17 protein-coding genes and 2 pseudogenes are annotated in these 18,065 nt (G+C 45.4%); 15 read left to right on the forward strand and 4 right to left on the reverse strand.

The window, feature by feature from the left end; genetic code table 11:
- The first annotated feature begins 116 nt into the window (after positions 1–116).
- The 11 genes and pseudogenes from ACZYR9_RS17835 (at position 117) to ACZYR9_RS17885 (ending at position 9,149) form a co-directional block, all read left to right on the forward strand.
- Positions 117–332 (forward strand): hypothetical protein, encoded by a 216-nt coding sequence (locus tag ACZYR9_RS17835; protein ID WP_488979847.1) that lies wholly within the window; start codon positions 117–119, stop codon positions 330–332.
- A pseudogene (locus ACZYR9_RS17840) lies at positions 332–436 on the forward strand (integrase); the annotation flags it as partial. The gene ACZYR9_RS17835 and the pseudogene ACZYR9_RS17840, both read left to right, overlap by 1 nt.
- A 175-nt stretch (positions 437–611) precedes the next feature.
- The gene (locus ACZYR9_RS17845) at positions 612–1,262 is read left to right on the forward strand and encodes a hypothetical protein (protein WP_488979848.1); all 651 of its coding nucleotides are present in this window, start codon (positions 612–614) and stop codon (positions 1,260–1,262) included.
- 193 nt (positions 1,263–1,455) lie between these two features.
- Complete coding sequence (locus ACZYR9_RS17850; RefSeq protein WP_488979849.1) at positions 1,456–2,151, forward strand: DUF4085 family protein; 696 nt, start codon at positions 1,456–1,458, stop codon at positions 2,149–2,151.
- Between the two features lie 199 nt (positions 2,152–2,350).
- Positions 2,351–3,322: a sigma-70 family RNA polymerase sigma factor gene (locus ACZYR9_RS17855; protein WP_488979850.1), complete on the forward strand. Its 972-nt coding sequence runs from the start codon at positions 2,351–2,353 to the stop codon at positions 3,320–3,322.
- A gap of 63 nt (positions 3,323–3,385) precedes the next feature.
- Positions 3,386–3,814: an SRPBCC family protein gene (locus ACZYR9_RS17860; RefSeq protein WP_488979851.1), complete on the forward strand. Its 429-nt coding sequence runs from the start codon at positions 3,386–3,388 to the stop codon at positions 3,812–3,814.
- A gap of 456 nt (positions 3,815–4,270) precedes the next feature.
- Entirely contained in the window at positions 4,271–4,825 is a 555-nt protein-coding gene (locus tag ACZYR9_RS17865; RefSeq protein ID WP_488979852.1) for an SDR family NAD(P)-dependent oxidoreductase, read from the forward strand.
- Between the two features lie 17 nt (positions 4,826–4,842).
- A complete protein-coding gene (locus ACZYR9_RS17870) occupies positions 4,843–5,055 on the forward strand; it encodes a hypothetical protein (protein ID WP_488979853.1) in 213 nt (70 codons plus the stop codon).
- A gap of 1,114 nt (positions 5,056–6,169) precedes the next feature.
- On the forward strand, positions 6,170–7,066 hold the full coding sequence (locus ACZYR9_RS17875; protein ID WP_488979854.1) for a sulfite exporter TauE/SafE family protein: 897 nt from the start codon (positions 6,170–6,172) through the stop codon (positions 7,064–7,066).
- A 378-nt stretch (positions 7,067–7,444) separates the two neighbouring features.
- Positions 7,445–7,666, forward strand: coding sequence for a DUF1540 domain-containing protein (locus ACZYR9_RS17880; RefSeq protein ID WP_488979855.1), 222 nt, complete (start codon positions 7,445–7,447; stop codon positions 7,664–7,666).
- 232 nt (positions 7,667–7,898) lie between these two features.
- Positions 7,899–9,149, forward strand: coding sequence for a copper amine oxidase N-terminal domain-containing protein (locus tag ACZYR9_RS17885; protein WP_488979856.1), 1,251 nt, complete (start codon positions 7,899–7,901; stop codon positions 9,147–9,149).
- A 169-nt stretch (positions 9,150–9,318) separates the two neighbouring features.
- On the opposite strand, the gene ACZYR9_RS17890 is transcribed toward ACZYR9_RS17885, so the two are convergent.
- Positions 9,319–9,717 carry a VOC family protein gene (locus tag ACZYR9_RS17890; protein ID WP_488979857.1) on the reverse strand — a complete coding sequence of 133 codons (399 nt, stop codon included), beginning with the start codon at positions 9,715–9,717 and terminating at the stop codon, positions 9,319–9,321.
- Between the two features lie 1,160 nt (positions 9,718–10,877).
- On the opposite strand from ACZYR9_RS17890, the gene ahpC reads away from it, so the two are divergent.
- The 4 genes from ahpC (at position 10,878) to ACZYR9_RS17910 (ending at position 15,609) form a co-directional block, all read left to right on the forward strand.
- Complete coding sequence (gene ahpC / locus ACZYR9_RS17895; protein WP_488979858.1) at positions 10,878–11,441, forward strand: alkyl hydroperoxide reductase subunit C; 564 nt, start codon at positions 10,878–10,880, stop codon at positions 11,439–11,441.
- Positions 11,442–11,454: 13 nt separating this feature from the next.
- Positions 11,455–12,984, forward strand: coding sequence for an alkyl hydroperoxide reductase subunit F (ahpF, locus tag ACZYR9_RS17900; RefSeq protein WP_488979859.1), 1,530 nt, complete (start codon positions 11,455–11,457; stop codon positions 12,982–12,984).
- 355 nt (positions 12,985–13,339) lie between these two features.
- Positions 13,340–14,413 carry a CocE/NonD family hydrolase gene (locus ACZYR9_RS17905; protein ID WP_488979860.1) on the forward strand — a complete coding sequence of 358 codons (1,074 nt, stop codon included), beginning with the start codon at positions 13,340–13,342 and terminating at the stop codon, positions 14,411–14,413.
- Positions 14,341–15,609 (forward strand): CocE/NonD family hydrolase, encoded by a 1,269-nt coding sequence (locus ACZYR9_RS17910; protein WP_488979861.1) that lies wholly within the window; start codon positions 14,341–14,343, stop codon positions 15,607–15,609. The genes ACZYR9_RS17905 and ACZYR9_RS17910 overlap by 73 nt, the downstream gene beginning before the upstream one ends.
- A gap of 150 nt (positions 15,610–15,759) precedes the next feature.
- Here ACZYR9_RS17910 and ACZYR9_RS17915 read toward each other — a convergent pair.
- The 3 genes and pseudogenes from ACZYR9_RS17915 to ACZYR9_RS17925 form a co-directional block, all read right to left on the reverse strand.
- A pseudogene (locus ACZYR9_RS17915) lies at positions 15,760–16,075 on the reverse strand (cupin domain-containing protein); the annotation flags it as partial.
- Between the two features lie 120 nt (positions 16,076–16,195).
- The gene (locus tag ACZYR9_RS17920; RefSeq protein ID WP_488979862.1) at positions 16,196–17,080 is read right to left on the reverse strand and encodes a nitrilase-related carbon-nitrogen hydrolase; all 885 of its coding nucleotides are present in this window, start codon (positions 17,078–17,080) and stop codon (positions 16,196–16,198) included.
- A 23-nt stretch (positions 17,081–17,103) separates the two neighbouring features.
- On the reverse strand, positions 17,104–17,952 hold the full coding sequence (locus tag ACZYR9_RS17925; protein ID WP_488979863.1) for a polysaccharide deacetylase family protein: 849 nt from the start codon (positions 17,950–17,952) through the stop codon (positions 17,104–17,106).
- Positions 17,953–18,065: the final 113 nt, after the last annotated feature.

Raw genomic sequence — 18,065 nt, forward strand, 5'->3', positions numbered from 1 at the left:
GCCCAGGCATTAGAACCCTTTATGCCGTGGTCACCGTCACTTCCGGACTCTTGCCGCGTCACGTAATCTTCATCCATCATACACTTGCTCCCATCTGACTGCTAGGTGGGGGCTATTTGACGCTCACGCTGAAAAAGTATTTGGCGATCCGTGAGGACTCCTGCAAAGCACTATTCGTTACGGATACACACCCTACGCGGCGTATGGCCATCCCAACAATCAGGTGGGCTCTGAAACGTCTCGCCGATCGGGGAGAAATTGAAGTAAACGTGTACCGCATCGGTTTCGGCATACTTACGCCTGTCAGTTACTTGATAATGGTGCTCCTTTAGATTTTATTCAAGGTATGTTGGGACATGAGAAAGCATCAACTACTCAAATTTATGCCCAACTCCGGGGAGAACGACGACGAGAACTATACCGCCGTTATTTCTAAGTGTTGATGGGTTAAAGAACCGTACTCAACTAAAGGGCAGTTATGCGGAATAAGTGAGTGAGTTGTCTTGCACTTTGTTCCACTTTAAAATAATCCTATATTGGGTGAAACTTTAATCTTTGTATTGTCGTCTTTAGTATTAGAAATCCTGGTGAAATAAGGATGGTGATGATTTTTGACTAAGCTTCCTGTTGTATTTCTTATCGCCTTTATTTTCTTAGCTGGCTGTACGAATAAAGAAGAAGTCAAATCTCAATTTCAACCCACTCAAGCCACTCTGAATCCAGTTACAACAAGTCAACCAACAAAAACGCCCAATGAAAGTAGTAGTTCGAGAAGTGAATTAGAGCCGTCTACATCTCCAATTGTAACACCGAGTCCGACCCAAACGACGTCATCTTCGTCCGCCGATTCTAACTCCATCGTGTATATGAATACACAATACGGTTTTCAGTTTTCTTTACCCGAAAGGTGGAAAGGGTATTCGATTATAAACAGTAAATGGGAGGGCCTTGCTATGGACGGAGAATCCGGTGAAAAAGTTGTAGAAACCGGTCCATTGATTTCTATTAGAGATTCTCAATGGACAGCACAAACGCCAAGGCAGGATATACCCATTATGGTATTTACACTTAGTCAATGGAACTCTCTTCTACAAGAGGTATTTCATATTGGAGCAGCACCTATCAGGCCAAGCGAATTGGGGCGAAACGATACCTATGTTTTTGCACTTCCCGCACGTTACAACTATTCCTTCCCGCCTGGATACGAAGAAGTGGAAAATATCTTAAAAAGCAAGCCACTTAAAGCTTTAGAATCAAAATAATTCTAATAATTCAGTTACAAATAATCCATCGTTACGAGTTTGTCTTATTTAAAAGCAACAACGTCATTTAAAATCAAATGGGACATATAGATAAGCGGGCTGCAGTACAACGGCAGCTTGTTCAACTAACGAGATACGTTAGTGTAATGGGGTTATGACTGGATCAGGCGCCGCGGCGACATGCTCCTGCTCGTTGAAGGAAGAAAAACAAGCGGAAACATTCTCAGAAGCATATTTCCAACAACTCTACAGTGCCGAATTAAACAAATGGCTTCATCTCCAAGAAGAAGTGGCTTCCATTATGCAAGCGAACGGAACAAATGAGCCTTTCAATAAAGATAAAGAAACGAAACAATTTTATGAATCGATCATTTATAATCAAGAGCATTTAAAAAAGTCATTACCAGAAACTATTTTGAATCAGATAGCTGATCTAAGGGTTTTTGCCTTAAATAAAGCAACACGTGATGTTATAAATACTGTATCTCAATTTTGTGAGGATAATAAAAGGTCTGTAGATACAACAATTGATAATTACAGAAAATATCATACAGAAGCCTCATTATCCATGGATAGAGAAATTGTTTATAATTTCAGATTTCATGATTGTAGGATTATCAAATCAATTCTGAATGATAAATCCATTACATTACTTCTTGACAACACTGGTGGTTTTACAGACATCAACGAAGTTATCTTTGAGAATGTTACGATAATAAAGCAAGACGCTGGATTGGAAAATTCATGGTGGTTATATGAGGAAGTATATAAATTGAATGATAGATACGAGTTTCACATGTTGCTTCAGAATCAGGATATGGGGCTAATTGACTTTATCATCTCAGCTGAGCAAGCCTTCTTTAGAAGGAATGGTTCCGATGTTGGTTAAGTTAACGGGAAACGATAGCGCGCGATGGAACCGATCCATCGCTTGTTTTCGATTCTGCACGCTCCGATCAACAAACGGGCGATAGTTGCAAATGATGAAGGATATTTCAGAAAAATGTGGAATCTCTTCTCTTAATCTATCATTTTACATCTTTTTGGTGGTGTGTGAAAAGGGTTTCGCACCTTAGAAGGAGGCCCAAATGAACGAAACTGCACTGGAGCATGCTCTAGAACTTCAGCTATTTGACCGATTGAAGCCGGAGTTAACATCGTTCTGTTATAGAATGCTAGGATCGATTGATGACGCAGACGATGCCGTTCAGGAAACCTTTATTCGTGTTTGGCAAAGCTGGAACTCATTCAGACAGGAATCCTCTTACAAAACATGGGTCTATCGGATTGCCTCAAATATATGCCTGGACAAGCTAAGACAAGCTAAACGCCGCCGCACTCGTCCCGTTGACTTTTCCGACCCCGCGGCATCGATTATCGCACCCAGCGAAACGTTGCCTGACTCATCCTGGATCTGGCCTGCCCCCGCATTTTCGGAAAATCCGGAAGATATACTCATTCGCAAAGATACCCTTCAACTCTGTTTTATTACACTCTTGCAAATCTTGCCTCCACGTCAACGTGCAGTTCTCATTTTGAAGGACGTATTTGAGTGGTCCTCCAAACAGATTGCAGAAACGTTAGGATTGTCGCCAGCAGCAGTTAACAGCGCCTTGCAAAGAGCCAGAGAAACGATGGATCGAGCGAAACTCCGTTCTGAAGAATACAGCTTGATGGATGCCGAGCCTGATCAAGAACTGCTCTCACGGTATGTGGAAGCTTTTGAACGATTTGATATCCATGCACTGGTAGCCTTGTTTCATGAAGAAGGCCATATGTCTATGCCGCCTTTTCCTATGTGGGTACGCGGCAAGGACGATTTGTTCAAGTTTTTTTCGCTTACACGCTGGCATTGTGACGGGTCCCGGTTTTTGCCGACTACGGTGAATGGCGGTTACCCTGCTTTTGCACAATATGTGCCGAGCAGCGACAAAGCCTGCTTGGTCCCTTGGGGAATTCACGTCATTGTAATGAAAGACAAGAAGATATTCCACATCCAAAATTTTATCAACACAAAATTATTTTCCCGATTTGGACTTCCTGAACAATTAGACCGATGAATATTGCAATCGGATTTCGTCTAAATAAATGAGAAAAACAATAATCGAGTGAGGTGCTTCAAAATGGAAACAAGTAATCAAAAAAAGAGAGTAACCGTCCAGGCAGTTATTCAAGCGCCAGTAGAAAAAGTATGGAGGTATTGGTCTGAACCGGAACACATCACGAAGTGGAATCAGGCTTCAGAGACATGGCACTCGCCAAGATCGGAAAATGATTTGCGGGTTGGCGGCAAGTTTCTTACAAGAATGGAAGCGAAGGACGGCAGCATGGGCTTTGATTTCGGCGGGGTATACGATGTAGTGAAGCAGCATGAGCAAATTTCATACACACTGGGAGATGGGAGAAAAGTGGATATCACCTTCGTCAATCAAGGAAATGAAACGAAGGTCGTTGAAATTTTTGATGCCGAAAGCACCCATTCCATTGAAATGCAGCAGGCGGGCTGGCAAGCGATTATGGACAATTTCAAAAGATATTCAGAAGAATTTTAATTATCAATCCCAATTCTGAGATGATTGAAATGGTATTGACCTCCAAACACATTTTTGTGAACTTGCATGTAAAGAATGTAATACAATCAATGGCGTTTTTCACGGTGCTCGGCTTTGAGTTCAGTATGCAGTTCACAGATGAGGGAAAAGCGGCTTTCCTTGTGATTGGCGACATGAATGCGTTTTTCCGCAAACTTTATTCAGAAGTCCTTTAATAGGCTGCACGTTGTAGACAGGGGTAAACCCGGTTCATTTAATATGAAACTACAAACAATTAGAAAATTAAATTTCCATTTTCCGTATTATCTCATTACAGCAAGAACGGATATATTTAAAATTCCATTGTCATTTGCTCGAATTCATGGTTTTTCCGAATGAACAGACGGCATCGGGGCGAGAATGATAGTACAGCTGGGGTGAATAGATGCCAGATCGCTGGAAAGGCGGATGAATAAGATGACTCAGAAAACATTAAGCGGAGTGTGTGTCTTGGTTAGCGGAGCCTCAAGCGGGCTGGGCTATGCCATGTCGGAGGCGTTGCTGGAGGCCGGAGCTTCCGTTGCGTTAGCCTCCCGAAAAGGGCCGCTGCTGGAACAAGCGGCAGCCGGTTTTCAGAAGCGAGGCTTCGACGCACACGCCCTGCCGATGGATGTCCGTTCCGAGGAATCCGTGAATCAGGCCGTTGAATGGGTAGGCAGGGTATGGGGCTGGCTCGATGTATTGGTCAACAATGCCGGAATCGGGATGAGGACGGTGAACCCCGAATTTTTGACTGAGCCTCAGCCCTTTTACCAGGTTACGCCGGAAGGATTCCGTGAATTGATAGCTACCAATTTAACCGGATACTTTCTTGTGGCAAGAGGCTTCGCCCCCACGATGGTAGGTCGGGGCAAAGGAAGGATTATTAATATTTCGATGAACCACGAAACGATGAAACGAAAAGGATTCGTTCCGTACGGCCCGTCCCGTGCCGCACCGAGTCTCTCTCTTACATTATGGCCGAAGACCTGAAAGATCATGGAGTGACCGTGAATATGCTGCTCCCGGGCGGAGCGACCGTGACCGGAATGATTCCCGATGAGTTCAGGGAAAAAATCGAATCGATTGTATCCCTGCTGGACCCGCGGATCATGGCGGAACCGATTGTTTACCTTGCCTCGAAGGAGGCGGAAGGAATTACCGGTCAGCGCATTATTGCCGCCGAATTTCATAAATGGCTTGCCGCCCGTCGCGAATCATAAACGGGTCACAAGCAACAAAGGAGCAGACGATATTCGCCTGCTCTCGCTAACTTATTATCGAATCTCTCAAAATATCCCCGCGAGAGAAGACAGGCAATGGAATGATTTTGCCTCGCACGCGGATTAAGGTGTTTAAGTACTACATCATGGGTGGAGACCCTGGTGTAGAGATGCTGTCATCCGTTTACTAAGGGATAAATATGCTAGCACAAATCATGTGAAATAACGGTAAACAGCGGTAGTCTAGGACTTTATTTTCCTGTCCAAGGCTGCCGCTGTTTACTCGTATTCGAGTCAGTCTAATACTTATTGGACGGGATCTGACGCTTTATCACACTACGATCCGCGTAAGATCAACAATTCTTTTTCTTTGAGCACTTGTTCCTGTTCGAGAAAAATAAAGTCGGGAACTCGAATTTTTATGTCTTATCCACTTCGTATCAGAAAGGTAATTTAATTTGCTTTGATTATAAAGCCGTATTAAGGAAATGCAAAAGGTCATGTACCGCAACAAAGAAACGGGAGATAAAATCAGAGTATACATAAAAATAGTTTGAGAATAAGTTCAATAAAATGTCCGACGAAGAAATCCAAAATTTATGCGAAGATAACCGATCAACTTCATCGAATCGATAAGAAGGATGTATAGAGGGGATACATGATCCTCAAACGTACATTCTTCTTTTCGTTTCATCCAACAGCCACCTAGTTTGAAACCATTATATTTTAGATGGTTAATTTACAGCTAGTTGATTTCGTGGTCGCGGTATTATTTCTGCTAGTCTTGGGATGCCCACAAATTATGACAAGTTTTTCATGGAAATGAGCATATTAAGAAGGCTGGGAATGATGGTATGCCGCGTTATAAGAAAACAACTGCTTCAAATTATGAAAAACTCATTAAAGAAGGTCGGGGACAAGGAAGAGGAAAGGATCAGATTTCCTAAAAATAGCTTTATTTATACCATGAGCTTGTATATACCCTATAAAATACCGGCTACCAGCTGCAAAACATGTGGAGGACAAACCTTTATAAATAATCCTTTACATCCGTATCAGAAGTAATTATAATTAATCACATGAATTTACTCGGAATTTAAAGCGGGGTTATCCTATGAGAAAACTAATTATTTTCTCCATTATTGGTTTTTTTGCGCAATTGGTCGACGGGTCATTAGGCATGGGATTTGGAGCTACTTCCTCTTCGTTGCTTCTCTTCTTTGGTATCGCGCCCGCCATTGCTTCCGCATCCATTCACATGGCGGAAATCGGTACTACGGCCGCCTCGGGTGCCTCGCATTTGTATTTCAAAAATGTTGACCGCTCGATTTTGTTGAAACTCGTCGTGCCGGGTTCGATTAGCGCATTTGTCGGAGCAGCGTTTCTGAGCAGCATTCCTGGGGATACCGTTAAGCCGTTTATCGCCGTTATGTTAACGCTTCTAGGCGTGTATATTCTTTTTCGTTTTCTTGGAAATAAACAGACCTCCGAAAATGGCACTATGCCGAAATATGCCAATAAGTTTTTAATACCTCTAGGCTTGGTTGGAGGCTTTTTTGACGCCGTAGGCGGCGGAGGCTGGGGGCCGATTACAACGCCGGCACTTTTGGCCAAAAAAGGAGCGTCACCAAGAAAGGTTGTCGGGACGGTAGCAGCAAGCGAGTTTGCTATCGCCGTATCCGCTACGGTTGGATTCTTACTATTTTTGGGCTGGGAGCATTTCAATTTAATCTGGGTAGCAGCCTTTGTAATCGGCGGTGTAGCGGCTGCGCCTATCGCGGCTTATCTAGTCAAAGTGATTCCGTCTTATATGCTTGGGGTGTTAGTCGGTGGGCTTATCATCCTTACGAATTTAAGAACGCTGATCCAATCCACCGGACTTCAATTAAATACTTCCCTAGTATACGGAGTTTTTCTATTGTTGTGGGTAGTAGCAATAACTTATCAAATCCAGGTCAATAAATCACCAAAAGCAGTGAAGCAAAAGGTGGAAACGGAAGCGGCAAGCTAAGGCGAAGGTTAGCTGAAATATTTATTTTAAAGCCGCGAAATAATACGTCTCGTATGACGCGAATGGGAAAGAGTGCATCTATCTATTAGGTTGGAAAGCTGGAGCAGCTAATGGGGATCTATGAAATCATAGCAATATGTTTTCTTGCAATCATTTTAGTGATATGTATCCGAACTATCATCACATCCGCACAAAAGAAGATATCGTGTTTAATGACGAGAATAATTTGTACCTTAGAAAGAAGGACAGATGCCGTTCAGCTTAATGAATTCCTATGGATGGTCATTTTGAGGATAAATCAGAACGGCAGGGGAAGAGTGTGGGCAGCTCTCGTTTAATGCGAGCTCTTTTGGGGTAATGAGGCAAGAGGTGATAATTATGGAGAATCCAATGGTAAAATGCAGCATTGCCAACTGCGAATATTGGGAGCAGGGCAATAACTGCAGCGCTGATGTCATTATGATTGAAGTAAACGCCCATGCCGATAGGACCCAGCCCCAGCATAAAGGTGATGAAGGCTACGATTCCCGTCACCGCGACACGGCCTCAGGTATTGTTGATACCTGTTGTCAAACATTTGAAGAGAGAAATGCTCATTAACTAATTTGAATTATGGCAGAACAAACAGACTCTCTGCAATAGAGAGTCTGTTTGTTGTGGGAACATTTGGTTTATCAACCGGAAAAGCCGGGAAAAAGGGGAGGCTCCGTTAGGACATATTCCAGTTGAATGATCAGCTAGCACGTTAGTAATGATGACGAGAAGTTTCCGCTATGGTATAATTTGGACCCCTAAGTACAACAACAAAGATAGATAGGATGGAGATGTATTTGTGAGAAAGCTATTAACAACAGTACTTTTAACAACATCATTAGCTTTAGGGTTTCCAGAAACCAATGAGGTATCGGCAGAACCGGTAACAGTCGAATCGCATTTTACGGAAAATGGGAGTCATATGTACGGATTTCCTACAAAACAGTATATTCATACATATGCTGCACCAAGCGAAGACGCGGAAGTCACAGGGACGATCAAACGAAATGGAGCAACTTTTGTTGATGCTAAACTATCGAATGGCTGGTATCGACTGCATTATCATTCTACAGGCAGCACATTTGATTATGTTCGTCCGGCCGACATGATGATTGTAGCAGAGGAAGATACCGGGAATTACCCGGAGCCTGTATACCCATTTCCGGAGGTAAATTACTCGGCGCCAGAACCGGAAACGGCAGTCACTCCGATTACATCCAAAGCTACGGATGAACTGGTGGAAAATATTAAAACCATTTCAGAGGTTTTGGGTTTTCAGAAGAAAATAAGCCCTTCCGGGATTGAATATTATTATTATGCTCCAGATGGAAAAATAGTAAGAAATGGTGGCCGCGAAGTATTGGAATTTCATTATGTGCCGGAGGTTACGCCGCAAACCGGGGATACGATGAGGCTTCTTATTAAAGGGTGGGGTAAAAATGAATATACAACTGGACAAATTGAAAAAGTTCCGGCTGCCGTTCGGGAAATATTGAAATATTATTATCCAACCGGTTATCAATCGATTTACGATATGCTAAGCAAAGGGTTTAATACAGGTGTGGATATGGATGAGTTTTTAGATACGATGTTCGTTTTTGATAATCGACAATTACGAATAGAGGTATATCGTGAAGGTTCAGTAGGTATCTTTATCGGTAGAGAAGGAATGCGGTATACCAATTCGTTTACATTGCCCGATAATGTGGTCATTGTGAAGGTAAACGGTAAGCGCCTGATCACAGAGCAGCCTGCCATTATCGAAAAAGGCACAACGATTGCTCCGCTTCGGGGAATTTTTGAAGCACTTGGAGCGAAAGTTGAATGGGACCCGGATACACGGTCCATTACGGCAACAAAAGGGGATAAATCGATTTTCTTATCGATCGGCAATACAAACGCCGCAGCCAATGGAAATCCGGTTACACTGGATGTTGCGCCAAAAGTGGATAACGGAACAACATTAGTCCCGTTACGCTTTATCTCCCAAGCGCTAGGAGCAACAGTAGAATGGGATGCAGAAACCAGAACGGCACTAATAGGACAATAATACAATAAATGCAAAGGCTTATGGTCAGATACATAACTAACCTGACACCATCACACCACGAGGCAGCCTCGCTTAGTTAAACCGGCTAATAGCTGATCCAAATTTTTCAATCAAAACGGTCAGATTGGATGCCATACGCCCTTTTCCAGTTTTATTTCCAGACCTAAATTTATTTCGGAAGATTAAGCTGCCAGGAGACACCGAACCGATCATTTAGCCATCCGAATTTCTTGCTAAAACCATAATCACCTATCGGCATAAGGGCTTGTCCGTCCATGCTGAGCTGCTCATAAAGATGGTTAATCTCCTCCTCAGAATCACAAGTGACAAAAATCGAGAACGAAGGCGTAAAGGAGAACTGATGCTTCACATGACTGTCAATGCACATAAATTCTTGCCCTTTTAACGAAAAGGTCGCATTCATCACCGTTCCCTCTGCTCCACCTTCATTCGCTCCGTAACGAACAATACTTGTAATTTCAGAATCCTCAATGAGTGACGTGTAATAATTCATCGCCCTTTCAGCCTGGCCATCTTGAAACATTAAGAACGGTGTAATCTTTTTCATTATAATCCGACTCCTTATATTTAAATGGTGGCAACGCCATTTGACATGTCCCTAAGAGCCGGGGACTTATCTTGAGCTGATGGCGACCGACACCGATCACTATGAGGATGTAACTGGTACATCCTCATTGTAATTTTACTATCGCCTGCTTAACGGGTCATTAAAAAAATGTCCGGCAAGCCATTGGCAGATGCGACGAATTTATAAGATGAAATCGCGTAAGCGTCAGCACAAGAAGCAAAGAGCATCATGCAAGGAGACGGCCAGCAGTTGACGGCAAATTTACAAGAGCCGCGGTTGCAGTCATTGTACAACGATTGCTGCAAAAATCTTCTGATTGGATGCAGCAAAATCAGGACAGGCAACGGCATACAGGAACAGAGGTGAAGGATGACTGATTCCATTTGATCCCTACCCTGCATGTTTCCATGTCGTCCCCAGCAATTTTCATAGTTGACGTATTAACGAACAGGCACCGGTATCCTGCTCGTTTGATTGAACTAAGAGATGTAATAGTTATAGCTCTAAAAAGGCAGTTCTCCCCAATCATTCGATAAACCGCTTAGTCGGGCATGATTTGTATCGTCGACTGTGTTGACTCTTTTGGCTCATGAGAAGGCGATACATCTGTTCGGGGACTTACGGGTCCGTCAATGAGTTCATCCGTAGTCTGTTTGGTGCTGCCTTTTACTAATTTATGAAAATTCTTGCCTTTTTTTGACATGTACTCACCTCCCGCTAAAGGCTATTTTGTGATCGTAATGGTTGCTTTATACATTTACAATAGTATATAGAATTGAAATATTCTCTGCTGCAGCAGGCCGGGGACCGCGCTCATCGCATCGAACAAAGAAGGTCGTGCAGGTCATCGGTCTCGTCGCCCAAGGTACTGTGGAGCTGTGGAGGAAAGGTCGATGGGCTGCAGGAAAGGCCTGTATTCAAATGCATAACTATGGCAATAATGAAGATTGTCGCGTCTATGACGGGGGTGCTGCGGATGGCGAGGGATCTGGTGGATTCATCGTCTTCACAAAAGTTTCATTTTGTCTTCATCGTTCCTTCATGATTGGAGCGGCTGTTAATGTTACTATCGTTATGTAACTTAATAAGAATTATTCTAAACAACACTATAACAAACCATATTTAGGAGGAAATTCACCATGTCTCTTATCGGAACTGAAGTAAAACCGTTTAAAGCTCAAGCTTATCACAATGGCAAGTTTATCGAAGTATCTGAGGCTGATCTGAAAGGGAAGTGGAGCGTAGTTTGCTTCTACCCTGCAGACTTTACATTCGTTTGCCCTACCGAGCTGGAGGATCTTCAAAACGAATACGAGAACCTGAAGGCACTCGGCGTTGAAGTATATTCCGTTTCCACCGATACTCATTTCACTCATAAAGCATGGCACGACACTTCTGAAACGATTGGCAAAATCACTTACATTATGATCGGAGATCCTTCCCATACGATTTCCCGTAACTTTGATGTACTGATCGAGTCCGCTGGTCTTGCTGATCGTGGTACTTTCATCATCGATCCGGACGGTGTGATCCAAACCGTTGAAATTAACGCTGGCGGTATCGGCCGCGATGCAAGCACTTTGGTTAACAAGGTCAAGGCAGCACAATATGTTCGCAACAATCCGGGTGAAGTTTGCCCAGCGAAATGGCAGGAAGGTTCCCAAACACTGAAGCCAAGCCTTGATCTCGTAGGAAAAATTTAAGGAGATCAAACCTATGCTACTGGACGCAGATATTAAAGCTCAATTAAACCAATACCTTCAGCTTTTGGAAGGCGACGTGCTAATCAAAGTTAGCGCAGACTCCGATGCCGTATCTACGGACATGCTGGCTTTAGTGGATGAACTGGCCGGCATGTCGTCCAGAATCACGGTAGAAAGAGTAAAGCTGCCAAGAACTCCGAGCTTTAGTGTGAATCGTGTGGGCGAAGATACCGGGGTAACCTTTGCCGGTATCCCTCTTGGACACGAATTTACTTCTTTAGTGTTAGCTCTGCTGCAGGTTAGCGGAAGAGCTCCAAAGGTTGAACAGAGCGTCATCGACCAGATCAAAAACATTAAGGGCGAATATCATTTTGAATCTTATATCAGCCTGAGCTGCCACAACTGTCCCGATGTTGTTCAGGCGCTGAACCTGATGAGCGTCCTCAATCCGGGCATCACGCATACCATGATTGACGGTGCCGCATTTAAAGCAGAGGCAGAAAGCAAAAACATCATGGCCGTGCCGTCTGTATTCTTAAACGGTGAATCCTTCGGTAGCGGTCGTATGACACTTGAAGAAATTCTTGCCAAGTTGGGTACTGCACCGGATGCTTCAGAATTTGCTGACAAGGCTCCGTACGATGTGCTTGTTGTTGGGGGCGGCCCGTCCGGCGCCAGTGCAGCGATCTATGCAGCGCGTAAAGGCATTCGCACAGGTATTGTTGCCGAGCGCTTTGGCGGTCAGGTCATGGACACCTTGGGAATCGAGAACTTTATTAGTGTTAAATATACCGAAGGGCCTAAGCTTGCAGCGAGTCTTGAAGAGCATGTGAAAGAGTACAACATTGACGTAATGAAATTACAGCGCGCCAAGCGTTTAGAGAAAAAGGACTTCATCGAAATTGAACTCGAAAACGGCGCTGTTTTAAAGAGCAAGACCGTAATCCTTTCAACGGGCGCCCGTTGGCGCAATGTCGGCGTACCTGGCGAAGCAGAGTTCAAGAACAAAGGTGTAGCCTACTGCCCTCATTGTGACGGTCCTTTGTTTGCAGGTAAACACGTAGCGGTTATCGGCGGCGGTAATTCCGGTATTGAAGCGGCCATTGATCTCGCAGGCATTGTGAGCCATGTAACTGTTCTTGAGTTTATGCCGGAGCTGAAAGCTGATAGTGTATTACAAGATCGTCTTTACAGCCTGCCTAATGTAACTGTTCTAAAGAACGTTCAAACCAAGGAAATTACCGGTACGGATAAGGTAAACGGAATCTCCTACATTGAGCGCGAAACAGGAGAAGTTAAGCATGTTGAATTGCAGGGTGTGTTTGTTCAGATCGGTCTCGTGCCAAATACCGATTGGTTGGGCGATACGCTCGAACGCACTCGCATCGGGGAAATCGTAGTCGATAAGCATGGCGCTACGAACGTACCTGGAGTGTTCGCTGCTGGCGATTGTACAAATAGTCCTTATAAGCAGATTATTATTTCTATGGGTTCGGGTGCTAATGCGGCATTAGGCGCATTCGATTATCTCATCCGAAATTAAAATAAGAACCTGACTTGTATATAGATTTTCTAAAGAAAACGTCCCTCTAAGGGGCGTTTTTCCTTTTAGAGTTCTGAGATTTGAAAACACCAGATCCAAAGAAAAAAGTAAATAATGACCAAAATAACCAAAAAGACCAATATGATCAAATTAAAATTTTGAAAGCGCTTTACTGTATAGTAAATACATATTTATCTATATTTATTATAAATATGGTTCATTTCTTATCTAAGGAAGGCTTCTTGATGAAGAAAGGAGGGTAGAAGTCTAGGATACAAGAAAGTGCCTCCGACCATTCTTCAATGGCGGTTTGCGGCGGAACAAAAATACTTAAAAGCGAGGTTCGAGGTTATCTATGTTGAAGAAAAAGAAATATTTGCATGTTTTTTTAGCTTTGGCATTAGGTCTTTCGGTATCTACAGGATGCGTTCCCGCAGCGTTTGCCGAACCAGCCTTAAAAGAGCAAGCCGTCGCTTCTAAGGGACGGGGAACGGAAGACCGGCAATGGGTCACCGGGGCGAGTACGCCACAGATTTCAACTGAACGATACCCTGTTACCGTCCAAGAAGATGTTTCAATCGCAATGAGTGATGGGATATTGCTGAAGGGCCGCCTATTCCTCCCGGAAGTACCGGGCGGACGTCTTCCAAGCATTCTGCTCGCCAATGGTTACGGACACATTAACCAAAAGGCAGAGGATGATCTTTCACGTTACTTGGCCGAGCGGGGGTACGCGGTTTTACATGTCGGCTTACGCGGCTCGGGTACTTCAGAAGGTGTAAACAATCTCTACAACATGTATGGACAAGATAGTTACGAGCTTGTGGAGTGGATGGCAAAGCAGTCTTGGTCTGACGGCAAAGTGGGGATGGTAGGGCAATCCCTCCGGGGGATTACCCAGTGGCTGACTGCAAAGCAGCTGCCGCCGAGCTTAAAAGCTATAAGCCCGGAAATCGCCTGTGCCGATTGCTATAATTACTTATGGTATCCGGGAGGAATGCTGCCTGGGCCGGGGCGCGTTGGCCGCGGAGAGCCTGAGTACTCCTCTGCCAAGGAGCACCGAAATTTTGATGACTGGTGGCGTGAGCGCACGGTGTCGACAGAGGATATGAAAGCCATAATCGATCATGGGATATCAGCACTCCTATCTGGCGGCTGGAATGACTATATCACCCCAGGGAATGTGCAAGCCTTTAAGGAATTCAGTGCCTTGGGCGGCAATAGCAAGCTCATCATAGGACCGGAGGCACATAGCTCTATTAAGGCTCTTCTGCCTTATGATTTTAAAGACTATCAGGTGCTTGGTTCGATCATTACCTCCGGGGCAAGGATAACGGGATCGACAAAGAGGATCGAGTGCTTATCTATGTACAAGGACCAAACCAGTGGCGATATGAGAAAGCCTGGCCGATTCCTGACGCTCGTATAGAAAAATTATATCTTAGTGACCGGCAAAGCGGGTCCATTCAAAGTGTGAACGACGGTTCGCTTAGCAGCGACTTACCTGCAGAGCTTCAAGCCAGCGAAACCTATGATTATTCTCCGACGTTGGGTCCTTTCCTTCCTACGATGTTGAGCAATAGAGACGGTCGTTTGAAAATCGACCAGAGTCCTTTTGAAGAAAAGACGCTCACATGGACGACCGATGCCCTGGCAGCCCCAACCGAAGTTACGGGCACAATAAACTTTAGTTTCTGGGCTGAGACGAATGCGGAGGATACGGATTTTGTCGTAGAGATTACAGATGTTTCGCCGGACGGCACATCCACTCAGGTGACAACCGGTTACCTGAATGCTTCACGTGCCAAATCACGTTCCAACCCGACACCGCTCACACCGGGGAAAATAGAACAGTTCTCCCTTGAAACCTTGCCTACATCGTACGTATTCGAGGCAGGCCATCGCATTCGATTGAGCCTTGCCGGCGGAAGTCAGGCGCTTAAGGAGCAGGCTGGACCTCAAGGACCGGGTCTTCATCCGATTGCAGCTTCCGTTAAGATCTATCAGGATGTTCGACATCCGTCCAGCCTGGAGATTCCTGTAATAGGGACTGCGCAGCTGTCAAGCGAACTCCGGTTTAAAGACGTGCCTGTATCCCATATTCATTTCCGGGCTATTCAGATATTAGCCGAGAAGGGATTGCTTAACGGGCGTGATAACGATAGCTTCCATCCCGCAGATCACCTTACTCGCGCAGAGCTTGCGACATTAGTGGTTCGAGCGTTGGGACTCCAGGAAAAGCTGTCGCCGCCTGCGTTCACCGATGTAAAAGAAAACGACTGGTTTGCTCAGGCGATAAGCGCCGTTTACGGGGCAGGATTGATGACTGGGATGGATTCCGACCGGTTCTCTCCGCGTTCGGAGGTTACCCGCGAGCAGGCTATGGAGATCACAGCCCGAGTGTATCAAGCCAAAAACGGCGGAGGCAAGCTGGAGACGGCGGAGGTAGATGCAGCTTTGAAGAATATTACAGATCAGGACAAACTCAGTGATGACGCCCGGTCAGCGGCAGCAGTTCTTGTAAGGGCGGGAGCACTTAGTGCGGAGCAAGGCCAGCTGCGCCCTCAGGATGTAATCACTCGTGCTGAAGCGGCTCAACTCCTTTACAACTTGCTGTATAAATAAGATCGTTGGATTCATGATGCAGCCCTGCGGAAGCGGGCTGCTTTTTTTGAAGCAGTACAGTTATTTTGGATCACTCTGTGACTCTTGTTCAGAGAAAATAAAGTCTTTGCATCGTGGAATCTAAAGCTGCCATTGCCTGCTGAAGTGATTTCAAACTAATCTGTGGAATTCCGCAGCAACCGCATATTTGACGACCGGCCATTTCTCCTTTCGTAGTACGTTCACCAGCACCGCGCCTGCATGCAAGTTAACCTGCACCAGCTTTTGCGGCGTCAAGGCCATCCACTGGTTTAGAGACACATCAGCGAACCGGTCAGTTTTGAACATCACGAGAAACCAGAGGCTTTGGTCACCGGTGTTTTGGATGTACTGCCCGAAGGCAAACGGTACGTATGCCACATCGCCCGCCCGGTAATTAAAAGTCCGTGCCGTTGGCTGCAAAGACCGTCATTCCTCCCATACCGGTATTGGAGGAGGGAGTAGACATTGGCTTGAATGAGAGGAATATCACAAGTGCCGCAGGTCCTCCGACCTGCGGCACTTGAATGGATACAGCTATGTTGCCATAGGCTGAAGAACTCCGTTATTACTTCTTGTTCAAGTTCTTAAAAGGCTCATATTGAGTATAGACGTTCTCCCTGCGCGTACGGTCCACGAAGGTCGTTGCCGCGCCGTTCTTGCGGTTGGTGTACAACTCGTCGATATCGACCACACCGGTTACGACGGTGTTTTGGTTTCTCTCGGCTTCGGCGACGACCCCGTTGGGCGACCATGGGGTGTCGCAAGGAGAAAGAATCGATGCGGATCCGAAGCCGTTGGGCAGGGGAGCTCCCGGTTCTCCTACTGTCGGGCAGTGGACAAAGTAGACCTGGTTTTCAATCGTGCGGGCCTGTGCGCAGTGCCGGACTCTCCAAAACCCGTATTCCGTAAAGGTATAGGAAGGACAGAAAATAATTTCGGCTCCGTTGACGCTCAGAATACGGGAAATCTCCGGAATCTCGGCTTCATAACATACGGCCAGCCCGATTTTGGCCGGACCAATGTCATAGACGGCGAGCTCGTCCCCTTCGGATGTTTGCCAATTGGCCTCTGCGGGGAAAATATGCGTTTTCTTATGCTCCACGTAAGAACCGTCTTGTTTGAAGATATAGGCGATATTAAAATATTTGTCCCCCCGGCGCTCAAGATGAGAGCCGCCGATGATGACCTGTTTGCGTTGTTTGGCAATCGAGCTGAATAGCTCTTTGTATTGCGCTGTATATTCGTCGATTCTGAATAAATCTTCCGCCTTCAGTTGGTCCGCATCCGGAAAGCTCATCAGCAGCCCGACGGTCAGCAGTTCAGGGAAAATAACATAGTCCGAATCTGCGGGCACCTGCTCCATCAAATGGTTGACTTGGTCCCGGAACGAGGCAAAGTCGGGGACCTTTTCAACCCGGAATTGACATGCCGTTATTTTCACGTTTTTCATGGTCTTCCCCCCATCTCTTTTGTTTAGTTATCCTCATAAGCATCGTAAATTTCGCCCAATGTGGCGAACCAGGCGCCGCGCTGCTCCATGTATTGAATCAACCTTTCCAGCATTTGAATGGTATGCGCGCGGCCGATGGTTTGCGGGTGAGTCGTGAGCACATAGCAGGCTCCCTCTTCATTGTTGCAGGCATAATCAAAGATCGATGCCCAACGGTCAAAAATATCGTTGGTCGACCGCTGTCCTTCCTGCCCTCCGGTCAAATATTCCATTTGCGGAAAATCGTCCAGATACCAGGAGACCGGAATTTCCAGAATGTTGTATTCCTTGCCGAACACGTTCGCCTTGTCCGCATTCACTTCTACAGGACGCGGCCAGTACGGGTGGAGGTCGTTGGCCATCAGGCTGCTGTCGTATTTGAAGCCGTACTTTTCCAGAATGCTAAAGGTGTTTGGACTGAAATCCCAGTAAGGGGACCGGTATCCTCTTGGCGTGACTCCGATTTTCGCCAGAGATTCGAGACCCATCTGCATCACTTTTTCTTCCTCTTCATAAGAAAGCGGTGTGGGATTCTCATGGACATAGCCATGATGAGCCACTTCGTGGCCCTGTGCCACGACTTCTTTGCAAACATCGGTAAACGTATCTACGGTATGCCCGGGGATCGCCCAAGTGGTCTTGATACCATATTTTTCAAAAAGCTTGAGCAGCCGGGGTGCTGCTACTTCAGCCCCGAATTCTCCCCGCGCCATATAAGCGGGTGAGGTAAGGTTAAAAGAACCGATCCAAATCGACTGGGCATCGAAATCACATCCGATATTTACAGCTACTCTTTTACCTTTAGGAAGTTTTACTTTACCGCTCTTTTGCATTGTACTTACCTCCTGAATATAGACTATTTGAAAACGATTTCATTATAGTTCAGGAAATCCCGGTTGCCTATTCCAAATATTTAATCAAGGTGGATTATTTTAAAGTGTACGCT

The sequence above is a fragment of the Paenibacillus sp. F024 genome, assembly GCF_057814255.1.